This is a genomic window from Hydrogenophaga luteola (assembly GCF_042648585.1).
Classification (GTDB): Bacteria; Pseudomonadota; Gammaproteobacteria; order Burkholderiales; family Burkholderiaceae_C; genus Hydrogenophaga; species Hydrogenophaga luteola.
In genome coordinates this window covers 84,493-101,785 of record NZ_JBHRXX010000007.1, presented here as the reverse complement: position 1 = coordinate 101,785, position 17,293 = coordinate 84,493, and the positions used below count along the sequence as shown (strand labels likewise).

The window sequence follows — 17,293 nt, the reverse complement described above, 5'->3', positions numbered from 1 at the left end:
ATCGAGAGTTATGTCCGACATCGCCCAACAGGTGCAGCGCCGCCGCACCTTCGCCATCATTTCGCACCCCGACGCGGGTAAGACCACCCTGACCGAGAAGCTGCTGCTGTTCTCGGGCGCCATCAACATCGCCGGCTCGGTCAAGGCGCGCAAGGCCGCGCGCCACGCCACGTCCGACTGGATGGAGATCGAAAAGCAGCGCGGCATTTCCGTCGCCTCGTCGGTGATGCAGATGGAGTACCGCGACTGCGTCATCAACCTGCTCGACACCCCGGGCCACCAGGACTTCTCGGAAGACACCTACCGCGTGCTCACAGCCGTGGATGCGGCGCTGATGGTGATCGACGCCGGCAATGGCGTGGAGCCGCAGACCCGCCGCCTGTTGCAGGTCTGCCGCGCGCGCAACACGCCCATCCTCACCTTCGTCAACAAGATGGACCGCGAGGTGAAAGCCCCGCTGGACCTGATGGACGAGATCGAGCGCGAATTAGGCATGACCGTGGTGCCCTTCACCTGGCCGGTCGGCATGGGCAAAACCTTCCGCGGCGTGTACGACCGCCGCGAGGACCAAATGCGCGTGTTTGCCGCCGGTGAAGACCGCCGCGGCGGCGACGAAGAAGTGCTGGCCGGCCTGGACAACGCCGATAGCGCCCGCCGCTTCGGCATGGAATGGGCCGCCGCCAAGGACGAGCTGGAACTGGTCGAAGGAGCGTCTCCGGCCTTTGACAAGGACGCTTTCCTGAACGGGCAACAAACGCCGATGCTGTTCGGCTCGGCCGTCAACAACTTTGGCGTGCGCGAGGTGCTGGACGCGCTGGTGGACCTGGCACCACAGCCGGGCGCCAAGGCCGCGATCCAGCGCGTGGTCGAACCGGTGGAGCCCAAGTTCAGCGGCGTGGTTTTCAAGATCCAGGCCAACATGGACCCGGCGCACCGCGACCGCATCGCCTTCGTGCGCTGCGCCAGTGGTCACTTCGAGCGCGGCATGCGCCTGAAGGTGGTGCGCAGCGGCAAGGAACTGCGCCCGAACACGGTGGTGAGTTTCCTGTCGCAGCGCCGCGAGCTGCTGGACGAGGCCTTTGCCGGCGACATCATCGGCATCCCCAACCACGGCGTGCTGCAGCTGGGCGACACGCTCACCGAAGGCGAGGCCCTGCAGTTCACCGGCCTGCCCTTCTTCGCGCCGGAAATCATCCGCAGCGTGGAAGTGGCCGACCCGCTGAAGACCAAGCAGCTGCGCGCCGGCCTGACCCAGCTGGGTGAAGAAGGCGCGATCCAGGTGTTCCGCCCCATCGCCGGCACCGTATTGCTGCTGGGCGCCGTCGGCCAGCTGCAGTTCGAAGTGGTGGCCCATCGGCTGGAGCACGAATACGGCGTGCGCGCCCGCATCATGGGCAGCAACTACAACGTGGCGCGCTGGGTGACCTGCGCGCCCGAAGACGGCGGCGAGCAGGAGCTCAAGCGCTTCATGGACGCCAACGCCCACCGGGTGGCGCTGGACGCCGTGGACGCGCCCACCGTGCTGCTGGACCACATGGCCACGCTGCGTGCGGTCGAAGCCAACTGGCCCAAGATCAAGTTCCACGCGATGCGCGAGCACGCTGGCTTGGTGTTCCACAAGTCGATGTGACTCCCACGCCCCTTCATCATGTCCGCCTCCGGCGCGGCCCCATCGACGGGGTGCATGCCGAGGAGCTGCACAGTGGTCGCAGCTTCGGCCGTCACTGGCACGACGGCTACGGATTCGGCGTGATGGAAGCCGGCGGTCACCGGTCGGCCAGTGGGCGCGGCACCGTCGAGGCCCTGCCCGGTCACATCGTCACGTCCAACCCCGGCGAGGTGCACGACGGCCACCCGCTGGGCTGCGCGCCCCGACACTGGCGCATGGTCCATGTCAGTGCCCAGGCCATGGTGCGGCTGGTGGATGAGCAGGCGCACGAGTTCACCCGGCCCGTGTTCGACGATCCGGTCGTGCGCGCCGCCATCCACCAGCTGTTTCACTGCTGGGACGACATGGCGCCTCACACCCCACTGGCCGCTGCGGCCTGCGAGGAAGCGCTGACCCAGGTGTGCGGCCTGCTGGCCCAACGGCACAGCACCCGCCAGCCCGAGGTCGCGGCCCCGGCCAACCTGCAGCGGGTGCACGACTGCCTGCTTGATCAACCCTGCGCTCCACCGGACCTGCACCGGCTGGCCAATCTGGCCGGCCTCTCGCGCTTCCAGCTGGTGAGGCAGTTCGCGCGCTGGAAGGGCCTGCCACCGTTCGCGTGGCTGCAGCAACATCGGCTGCGCCATGCAAGGCGACTGATCGCCGCCGGCACGCCGCTCTGCGAAGCAGCCTTCGCCAGTGGCTTTGCCGATCAGAGCCACCTGAACCGGCAGTTTGTGCGTCACTTCGGATTCACTCCGGGCCAATGGCGGCAGGCCATGGGCAGCCCACTGCAATAACGTTCAAGACGTCCGCTCCAGGAGCAGACACATTGGGCACACCGGCCGCATGGCCTTGTCCCGGAGCCTGTCCATGATCTCGCTTGAATTCCTGCTCACCTCTGCCGTGGTGGTGGTGACCCCCGGCGCGGGTGTGCTTTTCACGGTCTCCACCGGCCTCTCCCGTGGCCGGCTGGCCAGTGTCTGGGCGGCCCTGGGCTGCACCCTCGGCATCGTGCCCCACATGGCGGCCACGGCCCTGGGGCTGGCCGCGGTGATGCACACAGGCGCTCTGGCGTTTCAGCTGCTGCGGATCGCAGGGGTGCTGTACCTGCTGTACCTGGCGGTGATGACCTGGCGTGACCGCATGGCGTTCGAAACCGACGCCACACCCACTGCCCACCACCCGGCGCGTCTGGTGGGCAAAGCCGTGCTGCTGAATCTGCTCAACCCCAAGCTCACCCTGTTCTTCCTGGCGTTCCTGCCCCAATTCATGGACCCGGCCGACCCTACACCCATGCGGCAGTTCACCCTGCTGAGCCTGGTGTTCATGGCCATGACCTTCGGCGTGTTCGTGCTCTACGGCATGGCGGCGCACGCCTTCCGCGAACGGGTGGCCGGTTCGGCGCGCATCCGGGACGCTCTGCGCCGCGGATTCGCGCTGGCTTTTGCAGCCATGGCGGGCAGGCTGGCTGCAGGTGACCGCTGAGCGGGACGGCTTCGCTTCAGGCGGCCAGCAGCCGTTCGACCACCCGCGGATAGATCAAGTGCTCCTGCGTGAGCACGCGGGCGGCGAGAGTCTGTGCGGTGTCGCCCGGCAGGATGGGCACCACCGCCTGATCCAGGTATTCGCCGTGGTCCAGCTCGGCGGTCACGCGATGCACGGTGCAGCCACCGAACCGACAGCCGGCGTCGATGGCGCGCTGGTGAGTGTGCAGGCCCGGGAAGGCCGGCAGCAGGCTGGGGTGGATATTCACCAGCCGGCCTTCATAGTGCTGCACGAAACCGGGCGTGAGGATGCGCATGAAGCCGGCCAGCACCACCAGGCCTGGCTGGTAGCGGTCGATTTCGGTCATCAGGGCCGCATCGAAGGCCTCGCGCGAGGCGTAGGCCTTGTGGTCGAAACTGGCGGTCGGGATGTGGTGTTCGCGGGCCCAGGCCAGCCCACCGGCCTCGGCCTTGTTGCTGATGACGGTCGCCACCCGGGCACCAAAGCGCTCACGCCAGCGGCCTTTTTGAGCCGCCTGGACGATGGCGGCCATGTTGGAGCCGCCGCCTGAGATGAGAATGACGATGTTCTTGTTCACGACCCGATGTACCGACCGATTCAGCGCCCGCTGGGGCCGCCAAGTGTAATGAACCACGATTTCCGAACCCGCCCCCTGTCGCCCGTCGAAGCCCGCGTACTGGCCACCCTGATGGAAAAGGCCCGCACCGTGCCCGACAGCTACCCGCTCTCGCTCAACAGCCTGCACGGCGGCTGCAACCAGAAAACCGCGCGCGAGCCGGTGATGACCCTGAGCGGGGCCCAGATCAGCGACGCCATCGATGTGCTGCGCGACTACAGCATGGTCATCGAATCCAGCGGCTCGCGCGTGCCGCGCTACGAACACAACTTCCCGCGCGCAGCCGGCGTACCGGACCAGTCGGCCACCTTGCTGGGCTTGCTGATGCTGCGCGGCCCGCAGACCGCGGGTGAGCTGCGCATCAACGCCGACCGCTGGTACAAGTTCCTGGACATCGCCTCGGTGGAGGGCTTCCTGGAAGAGATGCAGGACCGCGCCGACGAAAAAGGGGGGCCGCTGGTCGTCAAGCTGCCGAGAGCGCCAGGCGCTCGCGAGCAACGCTGGGCGCACCTGCTGTGCGGGCCAGTGGACACCTCGGCCCCCGCTGCATACGAAGCCCCATCCGGCGACAGCGCGCTGGCCATGCGCGTGGCGACCCTGGAAGCCACGGTCGTGACCCTGCAGGCACAGCTGGCCGACCTTAGCGAGCAGCTGGGTTTGTCGCAGCCCGGACAGCCCTAAAACGAACGGTCGTGCGAAACTTCGTGGATCGAGCCGCCACCCCCGGCGACCACCGATCACCCGACCACGGAGACAAGCATGGATTTGGCATTCACGCCGCAAGAGCTGGCGTTCCGCGACGAGATTCGCGGCTGGGTCAAGCACAACCTGCCCGCCGACATCGCCCACAAAGTCCACAACGCGCTGCGCCTCTCGCGCGACGACATGCAGCGCTGGGCCAAGATCCTGGGCAAAAAGGGCTGGCTGGGTTACGGCTGGCCCAAGGAGTTCGGCGGCCCAGGCTGGACCGCCGTGCAGAAGCACTTGTTCGAAGAGGAATGCGCCCTGGCCGGGGCGCCGCGCATCGTGCCCTTCGGCCCGGTGATGGTGGCGCCGGTGATCATGGCCTTTGGCAACAAGGAGCAGCAGGAACGCTTCCTGCCCGGCATCGCCAGCGGCGAGGTCTGGTGGAGCCAGGGCTACAGCGAGCCGGGTTCGGGCTCGGACCTGGCCTCGGTCAAGACGCGCGCCGAGCGCCAGGGTGATCACTACCTGGTCAATGGCCAGAAGACCTGGACCACGCTGGGCCAGTACGGTGAGTGGATCTTCTGCCTGGTGCGCACCTCCACAGAAGGCAAGCCACAGACCGGCATCAGCTTCCTGCTGATCGACATGAAGTCGCCCGGCGTTACCGTGCGCCCGATCCGGCTGCTGGACGGTGAGTGCGAGGTCAACGAGGTCTTTTTCGACAACGTCAAGGTACCGGTGGAGAACCTGATCGGCGAAGAGAACAAGGGCTGGACCTACGCCAAGCACCTGCTCAGCCACGAGCGCACCAACATCGCCGACGTCAACCGCGCCAAGCGCGAACTGGAGCGCCTCAAGCGCATTGCCAAGGCCGAAGGGGTGTGGGACGACATGCGCTTCCGCGACCAGATCGCGCTGCTGGAGGTGGACATCGTGGCACTGGAAATGCTGGTGCTGCGCGTGCTGTCGGCCGAAAAGTCGGGCAAACAGTCGCTGGACATCGCCGGTCTGCTCAAGATCAAGGGCAGCGAGATCCAGCAGCGCTACGCCGAGCTGATGATGCTGGCCGCGGGCCCCTTCAGCCTGCCCTTCATCGAAGAGGCCATGGAGGCCGGCTGGCAGGGCAACTTCCCGGGTGGCGGAGTGGCCAATGCGCCGCTGGCCTCGACCTACTTCAACATGCGCAAGACCACCATTTACGGTGGCTCCAACGAAGTGCAGCGCAACATCGTCGCCCAGACGGTCCTTGGCTAAGGAGACACGACATGGATTTCGATTTTTCCGACGACCAGGAACAGCTGCGTGACGCCGTGCGCAAATGGGTGGACAAGGGCTACGACTTCGAGCGCCGCCGCGCCATCGTGAAGGCGGGCGGATTCGACCGTGCCGCCTACAGCGAGCTGACCGAACTCGGGCTGGGTGGCCTGTATGTCAGCGAAGCCGACGGGGGCCTCGGCATGGAGCCGGTCGAGGGCATGGTGGTGATGGAGGAGCTGGGCCGCGGCATCGTGCTGGAGCCGCTGGCGCAGACCCTGATCACCAGCGGCGTGATCGGCGCCTACGGCGGCGCGGACGTAAAGGCCGCCTGGCTGCCGAAGATTGCGGCAGGCGAAGCGCTGGTGGTGCTGGCGCAGCAGGAGCGCGGTGCGCGCTACCAGCTCGACATCTGCAAGACCACCGCCACGCAGGCGGGCAGCGGCTGGACCCTCAGCGGCACCAAGAGCGTGGTGCCAGCGGGCGACCACGCCGACGCTTTCCTCGTGCCGGCCATGGCCAACGGCCAGATCGCCCTGTTCCTGGTCGAGCGCAACGCCGAGGGCGTGTCCACACAAGGGTATGGCACCCAGGACGGCGGCCGTGCGGCCGAAGTGACGCTGCAGAACGCACCCGCCGCGCTGGTCACGGCCGACGGCCTGACCGCTCTGGAGCACGCTGTGGACATCGGCATCGCCTGCGTCTGCGCCGAAGCCGTGGGCGTGATGGACAAGACCGTGGCGGTGACGGCCGAGTACCTGAACACGCGCAAGCAGTTCGGTGTCGCCATCGGCAGCTTCCAGGCCCTGCGTCACCGCATGGCCGACATGAAGATGCAGCTGGAATTGGCGCGCTCGATGAGCTACTACGCCAGCCTCAAGCTCAATGCACCTGCGGATGAGCGCCGCCGCGCGCTCTCGCGCGCCAAGGTGCAGCTGGGCCAATCGATGCGCTATGTGGGCCAGCAGGCCGTGCAGCTGCATGGCGGCATCGGCGTGACCGACGAGTACATCGTCAGCCACTATTTCAAGAAGCTGACCCAGCTCGAAATGACCTTCGGGGACACCCTGCACCACCTGGGCGAGGTGTCGGCGCGCATGGAAGACACGGCCGGCGTGTTCGCCTGAGCGCCTTGCAACTTTCAAAAAAAACCCCGCTTTGCGGGGCTTTTTCATTCAGGCGTGCAGCCGGGAATTCTTGGGTAGATGCGACATCAGGAACTCCATCTGGTCCGCCAGGATGCGGCGGTTGCGCAGGATGAAGTCCTCCCACAGGCTGGGCACATAGGGGGCGTAGAGCAGCGGCATGTTGGCTTGCTCGGGGGTCCTGTTGGCCTTGCGGTGATTGCAGGACTTGCAGGCCGTCACCACGTTCATCCAGATGTCCCGGCCATTCTGTGCCATTGGCAGGATGTGTTCACGGGTCAGCTCGTCGTCGCGGAAGGCATGACCGCAATAGGCGCACAGGCAGCGGTCGCGGGCGAACAGCTTGGCGTTGGTCAGGGTGGGCCGCAGCTCGAAGGGGTTGATGTTGGGCACGCCCTTGGTGCCGATGATCGAGTTGACAGTGATGATCGACTGCAAGCCGGTGACCGCGTTGTGTCCACCGTGGAACACCGCCACCTCCGCGCCCATTTCCCAGCGCACCTCATCCGCGGCGTAGTGCAGCACGGCTTCTTCCAGGCTGATCCACGATTGCGGCAGCCCCTGGGCAGACAGCTTCAAGACCTTCAAGACCTGGCTCCTTCAACTGAAAATGAAGAGGCCAGCCGCATCGTCACCTGCGGCTGGTGCGCCCGCAGGCCGGTGCCCGCGGGGCTGTGTCAATATAGCGCGCTTTTATGACGCCCCCGCGACCCCTGCGCAATCCCTCATGAAAATCATCCGTGGTCTCTGGAACCGCACCCTGCCCGCGACCCAGGGCTGCGCGCTCACCATTGGCAACTTCGACGGCGTGCACCGTGGCCACCAGGCCATGCTGGCGCTGCTGCAGAACGAGGCGCGCCACCGGGATGTACCCACCTGCGCGATGACCTTCGAGCCGCACCCGCGCGACTTCTTCGCCGCTGTGCACCGCAAGCCCGAACTCGCCCCAGCCCGCATCGCCACGCTGCGGGACAAGCTGGAAGAACTCGAGCGCTGCGGCGTCGACCAGTGCGTGGTGCTGCCCTTCAACCAGCGCCTGGCCTCGCTGCCGCCCCAGGCCTTCATCGAAGACATCCTGGTACAGGCGCTGGGCGTCCGGTACGTCCTGGTCGGTGACGACTTCCGTTTCGGCGCCCAGCGCGCGGGCGACTACGCGATGCTGGACGCTGCTGGGTCGGCCATGGGTTTTGACGTCGCGCGCATGCAGAGCTACGAGGTGCACGGCATCCGCGTGAGCAGTTCGGCCGTGCGCGAAGCCCTCGCCGCGGGCGACATGGAGCGCACTGCTGCCCTGCTCGGCCGCCCCTACGCCATCAGCGGCCATGTGGTGCACGGGCGCAAGCTCGGCCGCCAGCTGGCCGAAAGCGCCCCCGGGCGCGGCGACGGCTTTCGCACCCTGAACCTGCGCTTTTCGCACTGGAAGCCCGCCGCCAGCGGCATCTTTGCGGTTCATGTGCACGGCCTCACTCCGCCCGGTGAGCCCCTCGCAGGCGTGGCCAACCTGGGCGTGCGCCCCTCGCTGGACCCCAACGATGTCAATGGCGGCCGCGTGCTGCTGGAAACCCATTGCCTGGACTGGCCGACGGGTCTCTCGGCCAGCCTGCCCGGCGGAGAGGCCTACGGTAAAATCATCCGGGTGGAACTGCTGCACAAACTGCACGACGAGCTCAAGTACGACAGCCTGGACGCCCTGACCCAAGGGATCGCCAAGGACTGCGACGACGCTCGCGCGTTTTTTGCCTCGTTGCACGCCCAGACGCGCCGCCAGACCACGCGCGACCGAATTCAAGGCTGACCCCAACCGGTCGCCGCCCTTGCACAGGCTCGGGGCGATCTGCCCCACTCCCCGGCGCCCCCCCGCGCCGACCGCCGAGCCTGCTTGCCAAACCCCACCGAAAGCCGAACACCATGGCTGAAAAGAACGAGAACGCCAGCGGCGGAGCCTACCGCGCCACGCTGAACATGCCCGATACACCTTTCCCGATGCGCGGCGACCTGCCCAAGCGCGAGCCGGGCTGGGTGGCCGACTGGAACACGAACGGCCTGTACCAGCGGTTGCGCGATGCGCGCCAGGGGGCCCCCCTGTTCGTGCTGCACGACGGCCCGCCGTATGCCAACGGCCAGATCCACATGGGGCACGCGGTCAACAAGGTGCTCAAGGACATGATCGTCAAGAGCCGCCAGCTGGCCGGTTTCGACGCGCAGTACATCCCGGGCTGGGACTGCCATGGCCTGCCGATCGAGAACGCCATCGAAAAGAAGCACGGCCGCAACCTGGGCCGTGACGACATGCAGGCCAAGAGCCGCGCCTACGCCACCGCACAGATCGACCAGCAGCGCGAGGATTTCAAGCGCCTGGGCGTGCTGGGCGACTGGGAACGCCCCTACCGCACCATGGACCCGGCCAACGAAGCAGGTCAGATCCGTGCCTTCAAGCGGGTGATCGAGCGCGGTTTCGTCTACCGTGGCCTCAAGCCGGTGTACTGGTGCTTCGACTGCGGCTCTTCGCTGGCGGAGTTCGAGATTGAATACGCCGACAAGAAGAGCGACACCCTGGACGTGGCTTTCGAGTCCGACGACGCGGTCGGCCTGGCCCGGGCCTTCGGTCTGGCGGCCCTGCCCGAAGGCAAGCAGGCCTTCGCTGTCATCTGGACCACCACCGCCTGGACCATCCCAGCCAACCAGGCGCTCAACGCCCACCCCGAACTGGAGTACGCCCTGGTCGACACGCCCAAGGGCGTGCTGCTGCTGGGCGCCAGCCTGGTCGAGAAGTGCCTGGAGCGCTTTGGCCTGACCGGCAACGTGCTGGCCACCGCCAAGGGCGAGGCCCTGCGCGGCCAGGTGTTCCGCCACCCGTTGCACGACGTGGACAGCGCCAGCGGTAAGTACAGCTACAAGCGTCTCTCGCCGCTGTACCTGGCCGATTACGTGAGCGATGGCGACGGCACGGGTATTGTGCACTCGGCCCCGGCCTACGGCGTGGACGACTTCAACAGCTGCGTCGCCCATGGCCTGGCCTATGACGACATCCTCAACCCGGTGCAGGGCAACGGGGTCTACGCCGAGGAACTGCCGCTGTTCGGCGGCCAGCACATCTGGAAAGCCTGTCCAGCCATCATCGACACACTGCGCGAACATGGCCGTCTCATGGCCACGCAGGCCATCACACACAGCTACCCGCACTGCTGGCGCCACAAGACGCCGGTGATCTACCGCGCCGCGGCACAGTGGTTCGTGCGCATGGACGACGGCGAGGGCGTGTTCACCAAGCCGGGCGACAAGCCGGCCAAGACCTTGCGGCAGATGGCGCTGGAGGCGATCGACCACACCAGCTTCTATCCAGCCAACGGCCAGGCGCGGCTGCGCGACATGATCGCCAACCGGCCCGACTGGTGCATCTCGCGCCAGCGCTCCTGGGGCGTGCCGATCCCGTTCTTCCTGCACAAGGACTCCGGTGAGCTGCACCCGCGCACGATGGAGATCCTCGACCAGGCGGCCGACATCGTCGAAAAGGGTGGCATCGAAGCCTGGAGCCGGGTAACGGCCGAGGACATCCTGGGGACCGCAGATGCGCCGCACTACACCAAGAGCAGCGACATCCTGGAGGTCTGGTTCGACTCAGGCTCGACCTTCTGGCACGTGCTGCGCGGCAGCCATTCGCACGCCTACCCCAACGGTGCGGCCCACGCCGAAGGTCCCGAGGCCAATCTGTACCTCGAAGGGCACGACCAGCACCGTGGCTGGTTCCACAGTTCCCTGCTGCTGGCCTGTGCCATCTACGGCCGCGCGCCCTACCGTGGGCTGCTGACCCATGGCTTCACCGTGGACAGCCAGGGCCGCAAGATGAGCAAGTCGCTGGGCAACGGCATCGACCCGCAGGAGGTCAGCAAGAAACTCGGAGCCGAGATCATCCGACTGTGGGTGGCCGCATCGGACTACTCCGGCGACATCGCGGGCGACGACAAGATCCTCGCCCGCGTGGTCGACGCCTACCGGCGCATCCGCAACACGCTGCGTTTCCTGCTGGCCAACACCAGCGACTTCGACCCCGCCGCCGACGCCGTGCCCGACGACCAGTTGCTGGAGATCGACCGCTACGCGCTGGCGCGCGCCAGCGAACTTCAGGCCGAGATCCTCAGGCACTTCGAGCTGTACGAGTTCCACCCCGTGGTCAGCAAGCTGCAGGTGTACTGCTCAGAGGACCTGGGTGCGTTCTACCTCGACGTGCTCAAGGACCGGCTCTACACCACGGCACCCAAGAGCCTGGCGCGCCGCAGCGCCCAGACCGCGCTGCACCAGATCACCCACGCCATGCTGCGCTGGATGGCACCGTTCATGAGCTTCACCGCAGAAGAAGCGTGGCCTGTCCTCGCCAGGGAGCAGACAAAAGGCTCGATCTTCTTCGAGACCTTCTCGCCACTGCCCTCGGCCAACGAGGCATTGCTGGCCAAGTGGAGCCGCGTCCGGGAAATCCGCGACCTGGCCAACAAGGCGATCGAAGACCTGCGTACTGAAGGCAAGGTGGGCGCCTCGCTGCAGGCCACACTGACCATCACGGCAGGTGCCGACGACGCGGCCCTGCTGCGCTCGCTCGGCGCGGACCTGAAATTCGTGACCATCACCTCGGCCGTCACCGTGGTCGATGGCAGCGAGCTGGCCGTGGCCGTGACCCCGAGCGCCGCCACCAAGTGCGAGCGCTGCTGGCACTACGCCGACGATGTGGGCAACCACGCCGAGCATCCGACGCTGTGCGGCCGCTGCGTGGGCAATCTGGCCGAAGCGGCCGGCACCGGCGCTGGCGAAACGAGGAGCATCGCCTGATGGCCAAAACCAAGGCAAGCCTCTGGCCGTGGCTCGGACTGGCTGCGGTCGTCTTTCTGCTGGACCAGTTCACCAAAACCCTGATCCTGGGCTACTACCAGCTGGGCGACAGCACCTACGTCACCAGCTTCTTCAACATCGTGCGGGTGCACAACACCGGCGCTGCGTTCTCATTCCTGGCCTCCGCTGGTGGCTGGCAGCGTTGGCTATTCACCGGCATCGGGATCGCAGCGGCCGTGTTCATCATCTGGATGCTGCGCTCCCACCCGGGACAGAAGCTGTTCGCCTTCGCGCTGTCCTGCATCCTGGGTGGCGCCATCGGCAACGTGGTGGATCGCGTGCTGCACGGCTACGTCGTCGACATGCTGGATTTCCACTGGTCCTTCCTGTCGGGGCTGTTCCCGGGTGGCCACTTCCCGGCATTCAACGTGGCCGATGCGGGCATCACGGTGGGTGCCGTCGCACTGATCCTCGACGAGATCCTGCGGGTGAAGAAGAGCCGTTAAACCCCCAGCACTCCGGGTATAGTTTTCCCGGACATGAAACACCTGCTGAATCTGCTGGCGGCCATCGCGCTGCTGGTCTGGGGGACCCACCTGGTGCGCACCGGCGTGCTGCGCGTGCTGGGCAGCAAGCTGCGCCAAGTGCTGGCGGCCAGCATGGGCAACCGCTTCACCGCGGCGCTGTCGGGCCTGGGCGTCACCGCCCTGGTGCAGTCCAGCACTGCCACCGCCCTCATCACAGCCTCCTTCGTCGGCCGCGGCCTGATCACCCTGCCCGCGGCCCTAGCCGTGATGCTGGGCGCCGACATCGGCACCAGCGTGATGGCGGTGGTGTTCTCCTTTGACCTGTCCTGGCTCTCGCCGCTGTTCATCTTTGTCGGCGTGACGCTCTTCATCCTCCGCCAGGGCACCCAGGTTGGTGACGTGGGACGCGTGCTGATCGGCCTGGGCCTCATGCTGCTCGCCCTGCAACTCGTGAGCCAGGCCACCCACGTGCTGACTGGCAACCCCGCTGTCCAGCTCATGCTGGAGTCGCTCACCAGCGATCGCATGCTCGAAATCCTTGTGGGTGCCACATTGGCGGTGCTATCGTATTCCAGCCTGGCCGTGGTGCTGTTGACCGCCACGCTCGCCATCAACGTCGTCGGCATCGACGTGGCGCTGGGCCTGGTGCTGGGCGCCAACCTGGGCAGCGGCCTGCTGGCGGTGCTGACCACAGCCAAGGCCAACCGTGCCACGCGCCAGGTGCCGCTGGGCAACCTGCTGTTCAAACTGATGGGGGTCGCCATTGCCCCAGCGCTCATTCCGTTCTGGTTGCGCTGGGTGCCGCCCTGGGTGCCGGACCCGGCGGCGCAGACCGTGCTGTTCCACCTGTGCTTCAACCTGATGGTCGGCCTGACCTTCATCGGCCTGACCGGCACAGTGGCGCGCTGGGTAGAGAAGCTGCTGCCGCTGCAGAACGCCGGCAGCGCGCTCGACCGCCCCAACCACCTCGACCCCTCCGCCCTTGCCACGCCGTCGCTGGCGATCTCTTGTGCGGCGCGCGAGGCGCTGCACCAGGCGGATGTGGTGGAGACCATGCTGCGCGGCGTGATGACCGTCATCCGAACCAACGACCTGCAGCTGTCGCAGGACCTGCGCAAGATGGACGACACGGTGGACGACCTGTACTCGGCCATCAAGTACTACCTGACCAAGATCTCGCGCGAGCAGCTCAACGAGAAAGAGAGCCGGCGCTGGACCGACATCATCAGCTTCACCATCAACATGGAGCAGATCGGCGACACGGTCGAGCGCGTGCTGCTGGACATTGAGGACAAGAAGATCCGCAAGGGCCGTGCATTCTCGGAGGCTGGCATGACCGAGATCAGCGCCATGCACGCGCGCCTGCTGGACAACCTGCGCCTGGGCATGAGCGTGTTCCTCGACGGCAACGTGCGAGATGCGCAGCGCCTGCTGGAAGAGAAGGTGCGCTTCCGGGAGATGGAGCGCGAATACGCCAGCAGCCACCTGGAGCGCCTGACCGAACGCGCGACCCCCAGCATGGAAAGCAGCTCCCTACACATCGACCTGATCAGCGATCTCAAGCGCATCAACTCGCACATCTGCTCGATCGCCTACCCCATCCTTGATTCGGCCGGCGCGCTCGCGCCCAGCCGCCTGCGCGAAAGCCGCTTGCAGGACCTGGAGACACCGCCCGGCCGCCACTGAGCCCCAAGGGGCCTGTGCTAACCTGATTTTCGATTGCCCACAGGAGACAAACCATGCCCGGACTGCTGCCCCACATCGATCCCGACGGACTGCTGGAATTTTCGGTGGTCTACACCGACCGCGCGCTCAACCACATGTCGCGGCGCTTCCAGAGCGTGATGACCGACATCTCGGCCATGCTCAAGCAGGTCTATGGCGCCCACTCGGCGGTGCTGGTGCCGGGCAGCGGCACCTTCGGCATGGAGTCGGTGGCGCGCCAGTTCGCGCACGGCAAGCATGTGATGGTGATCCGCAACGGCTGGTTCAGCTACCGCTGGACGCAGATCTTCGACATGGGCGCCATTCCCGCGAGCCACACCGTGCTCAAAGCGCGCAAGACCGGTGACGGGGCTCAGTCACCGTGGACGCCCTGCCCCATCGGCGAGGTGACGGCCGCAATTGCGAGGGAAAAGCCTGCGCTGGTGTTCGCGCCGCACGTGGAAACCGCCGCCGGCATGATGCTGCCCGACGACTACCTGCAGGCCGTGGCCGAGGCGGTGCACGCGGTGGGCGGCCTGTTCGTGCTGGACTGCATCGCCTCCGGCGCGATGTGGGTCGACATGAAAGCCACCGGGGTCGACATCCTGATCTCGGCGCCGCAGAAGGGCTGGAGCAGCTCGCCCTGCTGCGCCATGGTCATGCTCAGCGAGCGCGCCCGGCAGGCCATCGACGCCACGCAGAGCACCACCTTTGCCATGGACCTGAAGAAGTGGCTGCAGATCATGGAGACCTACGAAGGTGGCGGCCACGCGTACCACACCACCTTGCCGACTGATGCACTGCAACGCCTGCGCGACACCATGAAGGAGACCGAAGCCTATGGCTTCGCGAAGGTGCGCGACGAGCAAGTGGCGCTGGGTCGCGGGGTGCGCGCCCTGCTGGAGTCGAACGGTTTTGCCAGCGTGGCCGCGCCCGGCTTCCAGGCGCCCGGCGTGGTGGTCAGCTACACCAGCGACCCGGACATCCAGAACAGCAAGAAATTTCTTGCCGCCGGCCTGCAGACCGCCGCCGGCGTGCCGCTGCAGTGCGACGAAGGCACCGAATTCAAGACCTTCCGCATCGGCCTGTTCGGTCTGGACAAATGGCACGACGTGGCGGGCACCCTCTCGCACTTGGAGCAGGCGCTGAAGACGGTAAGTCCAAAGATATAATCCTGCCGCTTTCCACCCGGAAAAGGAGCCCGACAACGGGCTCCTTTCTTCTTGTGTTCCGCCCGTCAAGCGGATGAAGCGATCCAGCGTTTTTTTGTTTTTTCAGGGAGTTCCCATGCAAACGATGACCAAGCTCGTCGCGCTCGGCGCGATGGCTGTGATGACCTGCGCCGCCTCGGCGCAAACCGTTCAGAAAAAGGCCAGCGCCGGCGCCGCCAAAGGCGAGGCCTATGTGGAAAAAGGCCTGGCCTCGCAGGGCCTGGACGGACAGGTGTACGGAGAGCTCGGCCTGAGCTTCCTGAGCTACAAGATCGCCCGAGCCGGCATCTCGGCCAAGCCCATCATGCTGCGCGCCGTCGCCGGCTACGACTACCACCCCAACCTCGCCGCCGAAGCCATGCTGGGCCTGGGCCTGCGTGGCGCCGATGCCGTGGGGCCTTGGGGCACCGCCTACAGCGTGAGCGCCGGCACCCTGCTGGGCGCCTACGCCAAGCCGCGGCTGCGCATCGGTGGTGAGACCGAGTTCTTCGCCCGCCTGGGCATCGCCAACGCCGGCACCAGCGTCGGCGGTTACACCGGCACCGACGGCGGCGCCAGCCTGTCCTACGGGCTGGGCTTCAAGACCGTGACGCCTTGGAAGTCCTTCGGCAACCGTCCGGTCAGCGTGGCCGCCGACTACATGACCTACTACAGCGGCAGCGGCGTGAAGCTCACCGGCTTCACGCTGGGCGCCGGCATGGATTTCTGAACGGCTGCGCACGCATCGAGCCCCGGGGCCTGCCCGCTCAACGGGTCAAAGCCCTTGGGAGAAAAAGATCCATCCGAGGTCGTTACACTCCGTTTCGGTTTTGGTCTCCAGCCAGAATCACTTTCCACAACACCAATTCATCAAGGGAATCCCCATGAAAAAACTCATCTTCGTCTCCATGCTCGGCCTGGCTGCCGTGTCGGCACAAGCGCAATCCGTGTACGGCGACGTGGCCTACCAGACGTTCGACGCCGATCTGGCGACCGACCCGGCAGCGGTTCGTGGCATCGTCGGGTACCAGTTCAACCCGAACCTGGCCGTCGAAGGCATGTTCGGTGCGAGCGTTCGCGATGGCAAGGACTCCTCCATGGGCATCACCGCCAAGGCCAAGGTGGACCGTCTGGCAGGTGTGTACGCCAAGTCCAGCTTCAAGGTCAACGACGCCTTTGAGCTGTATGGCCGTCTGGGTTATGTGAACTACAAGATCTCCGCAACCGCTTCGTCTGGCGGTTTCTCTGCCAAGGTGTCCGACTCCGACAGCGACGTGTCGTACGGCGTTGGCGCGAGCTACTACCTGACGCCCAAGATGTCCATCAACGTGGACTACATGGACTTCGGCGACCTCGAAGGCGGCGTCGCGGTGGGCCTGAAGTTCTCGTTCTGAGAATTTCCACACTCGGAAAAAAAAGGGCACGCAAGTGCCCTTTTTTCATTGGTCCCGACGGACTTGCAGCCAATCCGCGCAAGGCATCCACAACCGATGCAGGCGCCCTGCCCACGGTCTACATTTCATTACCTCGTTTGCGCAGCGTTGTCCCAATCGCCGGAACCGCCTGTCCGACGCGCCTCTCCTACTGTGCGTTGGCCTGTCCGGGTCAGCGATCTTCACAACCAGGAGGTTTCATGAAACGACGTCTGCAAACAGTGCTCATCGGCTCCGCTTCGCTGCTCGCCCTCGGCGCGCATGCGCAGGGGGTGTATGGCGAGGTGGGCTACAGCCAGTTCAACCTCAAGCAGGACAGCCGTGGCTTCGACGCCAAGGTCAAGCCAACCGCCGCTCGCGCCATCGTGGGCGTGGAACTCGCGCCGCACTTGGCCATCGAGGGCCACGCGGCCACCGGCCTGAAGGACGACTCGGTGCGCATCGGGCCGGCCTCGGCCACGGGTGAGGTCGACAACATGCTGGGGGCCTTCGTCAAACCCAAGGTCATGCTGGGCGATACCGTCGAACTGTACGGCCGGGCCGGCGTGGCCAGCACCAAGGTGAGCACCTCGGCCTTCGGCGTCGGGGACTCGAACCGCACCACCAGCTTTGCCTACGGCGGTGGCGCGAGCTTCAGCCTCACACCTCAGCTCTCGCTGAACGCCGACTACATGAATTACCTGGACCGCCGCGGGACCAAGGTGGACGGCGTCACCTTCGGCGTCGGCTTCAAGTTCTGACCCGTCCCCACTGACCATT

The 17,293-nt window shown here is 66.1% G+C and carries 16 protein-coding genes; 14 read left to right on the top strand and 2 right to left on the bottom strand.

Annotation, left to right across the window (positions count from 1 at the left end):
* Positions 1 to 10: 10 nt before the first annotated feature.
* The 3 genes from ACFOPI_RS15145 to ACFOPI_RS15135 all read left to right on the top strand — a co-directional run bounded on the left by ACFOPI_RS15145 (position 11) and on the right by ACFOPI_RS15135 (position 3,136).
* Positions 11 to 1,630: a peptide chain release factor 3 gene (locus tag ACFOPI_RS15145; RefSeq protein ID WP_382175387.1), complete on the top strand. Its 1,620-nt coding sequence runs from the start codon at positions 11 to 13 to the stop codon at positions 1,628 to 1,630.
* A gap of 50 nt (positions 1,631 to 1,680) precedes the next feature.
* On the top strand, positions 1,681 to 2,448 hold the full coding sequence (locus ACFOPI_RS15140) for an AraC family transcriptional regulator (protein WP_382175384.1): 768 nt from the start codon (positions 1,681 to 1,683) through the stop codon (positions 2,446 to 2,448).
* 73 nt (positions 2,449 to 2,521) lie between these two features.
* Positions 2,522 to 3,136, top strand: coding sequence for a LysE family translocator (locus tag ACFOPI_RS15135; RefSeq protein ID WP_382175381.1), 615 nt, complete (start codon positions 2,522 to 2,524; stop codon positions 3,134 to 3,136).
* A 16-nt stretch (positions 3,137 to 3,152) separates the two neighbouring features.
* Here ACFOPI_RS15135 and purN read toward each other — a convergent pair whose 3' ends face one another.
* A complete protein-coding gene (gene purN / locus ACFOPI_RS15130; protein WP_382175378.1) occupies positions 3,153 to 3,734 on the bottom strand; it encodes a phosphoribosylglycinamide formyltransferase in 582 nt (193 codons plus the stop codon).
* 48 nt (positions 3,735 to 3,782) lie between these two features.
* Between purN and ACFOPI_RS15125 the strand changes: the two genes are divergently transcribed.
* From ACFOPI_RS15125 to ACFOPI_RS15115, 3 genes are all read left to right on the top strand, one after another.
* A complete protein-coding gene (locus ACFOPI_RS15125) occupies positions 3,783 to 4,454 on the top strand; it encodes a YceH family protein (RefSeq protein ID WP_382175376.1) in 672 nt (223 codons plus the stop codon).
* Between the two features lie 78 nt (positions 4,455 to 4,532).
* Positions 4,533 to 5,714, top strand: coding sequence for an acyl-CoA dehydrogenase family protein (locus ACFOPI_RS15120; protein WP_382175374.1), 1,182 nt, complete (start codon positions 4,533 to 4,535; stop codon positions 5,712 to 5,714).
* A gap of 11 nt (positions 5,715 to 5,725) precedes the next feature.
* Complete coding sequence (locus tag ACFOPI_RS15115; RefSeq protein ID WP_382175371.1) at positions 5,726 to 6,841, top strand: acyl-CoA dehydrogenase family protein; 1,116 nt, start codon at positions 5,726 to 5,728, stop codon at positions 6,839 to 6,841.
* 48 nt (positions 6,842 to 6,889) lie between these two features.
* Here the strand turns inward: ACFOPI_RS15115 and ACFOPI_RS15110 are convergent, their stop codons facing one another.
* The gene (locus ACFOPI_RS15110) at positions 6,890 to 7,447 is read right to left on the bottom strand and encodes an HNH endonuclease (protein WP_382175369.1); all 558 of its coding nucleotides are present in this window, start codon (positions 7,445 to 7,447) and stop codon (positions 6,890 to 6,892) included.
* A gap of 139 nt (positions 7,448 to 7,586) precedes the next feature.
* Here ACFOPI_RS15110 and ACFOPI_RS15105 point away from each other — a divergent pair, with 139 nt between their 5' ends.
* The 8 genes from ACFOPI_RS15105 (at position 7,587) to ACFOPI_RS15070 (ending at position 17,274) form a co-directional block, all read left to right on the top strand.
* Positions 7,587 to 8,654, top strand: a complete 1,068-nt coding sequence (locus tag ACFOPI_RS15105; RefSeq protein WP_382175366.1) for a bifunctional riboflavin kinase/FAD synthetase — start codon at positions 7,587 to 7,589, stop codon at positions 8,652 to 8,654.
* Between the two features lie 113 nt (positions 8,655 to 8,767).
* Positions 8,768 to 11,680 carry an isoleucine--tRNA ligase gene (gene ileS, locus ACFOPI_RS15100; protein WP_382175364.1) on the top strand — a complete coding sequence of 971 codons (2,913 nt, stop codon included), beginning with the start codon at positions 8,768 to 8,770 and terminating at the stop codon, positions 11,678 to 11,680.
* On the top strand, positions 11,680 to 12,186 hold the full coding sequence (gene lspA / locus ACFOPI_RS15095) for a signal peptidase II (RefSeq protein WP_382175361.1): 507 nt from the start codon (positions 11,680 to 11,682) through the stop codon (positions 12,184 to 12,186). Before ileS ends, lspA begins: the two co-directional genes overlap by 1 nt.
* Before the next feature lie 33 nt (positions 12,187 to 12,219).
* Positions 12,220 to 13,893, top strand: coding sequence for a Na/Pi cotransporter family protein (locus ACFOPI_RS15090; RefSeq protein WP_382175359.1), 1,674 nt, complete (start codon positions 12,220 to 12,222; stop codon positions 13,891 to 13,893).
* A 53-nt stretch (positions 13,894 to 13,946) separates the two neighbouring features.
* Positions 13,947 to 15,083: an aminotransferase class V-fold PLP-dependent enzyme gene (locus ACFOPI_RS15085; RefSeq protein ID WP_382175357.1), complete on the top strand. Its 1,137-nt coding sequence runs from the start codon at positions 13,947 to 13,949 to the stop codon at positions 15,081 to 15,083.
* Positions 15,084 to 15,198: 115 nt separating this feature from the next.
* The gene (locus ACFOPI_RS15080; protein WP_382175354.1) at positions 15,199 to 15,831 is read left to right on the top strand and encodes a hypothetical protein; all 633 of its coding nucleotides are present in this window, start codon (positions 15,199 to 15,201) and stop codon (positions 15,829 to 15,831) included.
* Between the two features lie 154 nt (positions 15,832 to 15,985).
* Positions 15,986 to 16,495 carry a porin family protein gene (locus ACFOPI_RS15075; RefSeq protein ID WP_382175352.1) on the top strand — a complete coding sequence of 170 codons (510 nt, stop codon included), beginning with the start codon at positions 15,986 to 15,988 and terminating at the stop codon, positions 16,493 to 16,495.
* Between the two features lie 239 nt (positions 16,496 to 16,734).
* Positions 16,735 to 17,274 carry a porin family protein gene (locus tag ACFOPI_RS15070; RefSeq protein WP_084383382.1) on the top strand — a complete coding sequence of 180 codons (540 nt, stop codon included), beginning with the start codon at positions 16,735 to 16,737 and terminating at the stop codon, positions 17,272 to 17,274.
* Positions 17,275 to 17,293: the final 19 nt, after the last annotated feature.

What these genes read in the sequence shown, in the direction of transcription:
- ACFOPI_RS15145 (WP_382175387.1), top strand. Translation starts at nt 11, where the DNA reads ATGTCCGACATCGCCCAACAGGTGCAGCGCCGCCGCACCTTCGCCATC.
- ACFOPI_RS15135 (WP_382175381.1), top strand. Translation starts at nt 2,522, where the DNA reads ATGATCTCGCTTGAATTCCTGCTCACCTCTGCCGTGGTGGTGGTGACC.
- ACFOPI_RS15125 (WP_382175376.1), top strand. Translation starts at nt 3,783, where the DNA reads ATGAACCACGATTTCCGAACCCGCCCCCTGTCGCCCGTCGAAGCCCGC.
- ACFOPI_RS15120 (WP_382175374.1), top strand. Translation starts at nt 4,533, where the DNA reads ATGGATTTGGCATTCACGCCGCAAGAGCTGGCGTTCCGCGACGAGATT.
- ACFOPI_RS15115 (WP_382175371.1), top strand. Translation starts at nt 5,726, where the DNA reads ATGGATTTCGATTTTTCCGACGACCAGGAACAGCTGCGTGACGCCGTG.
- ACFOPI_RS15105 (WP_382175366.1), top strand. Translation starts at nt 7,587, where the DNA reads ATGAAAATCATCCGTGGTCTCTGGAACCGCACCCTGCCCGCGACCCAG.
- ileS (WP_382175364.1), top strand. Translation starts at nt 8,768, where the DNA reads ATGGCTGAAAAGAACGAGAACGCCAGCGGCGGAGCCTACCGCGCCACG.
- lspA (WP_382175361.1), top strand. Translation starts at nt 11,680, where the DNA reads ATGGCCAAAACCAAGGCAAGCCTCTGGCCGTGGCTCGGACTGGCTGCG.
- ACFOPI_RS15090 (WP_382175359.1), top strand. Translation starts at nt 12,220, where the DNA reads ATGAAACACCTGCTGAATCTGCTGGCGGCCATCGCGCTGCTGGTCTGG.
- ACFOPI_RS15085 (WP_382175357.1), top strand. Translation starts at nt 13,947, where the DNA reads ATGCCCGGACTGCTGCCCCACATCGATCCCGACGGACTGCTGGAATTT.
- ACFOPI_RS15080 (WP_382175354.1), top strand. Translation starts at nt 15,199, where the DNA reads ATGCAAACGATGACCAAGCTCGTCGCGCTCGGCGCGATGGCTGTGATG.
- ACFOPI_RS15075 (WP_382175352.1), top strand. Translation starts at nt 15,986, where the DNA reads ATGAAAAAACTCATCTTCGTCTCCATGCTCGGCCTGGCTGCCGTGTCG.
- ACFOPI_RS15070 (WP_084383382.1), top strand. Translation starts at nt 16,735, where the DNA reads ATGAAACGACGTCTGCAAACAGTGCTCATCGGCTCCGCTTCGCTGCTC.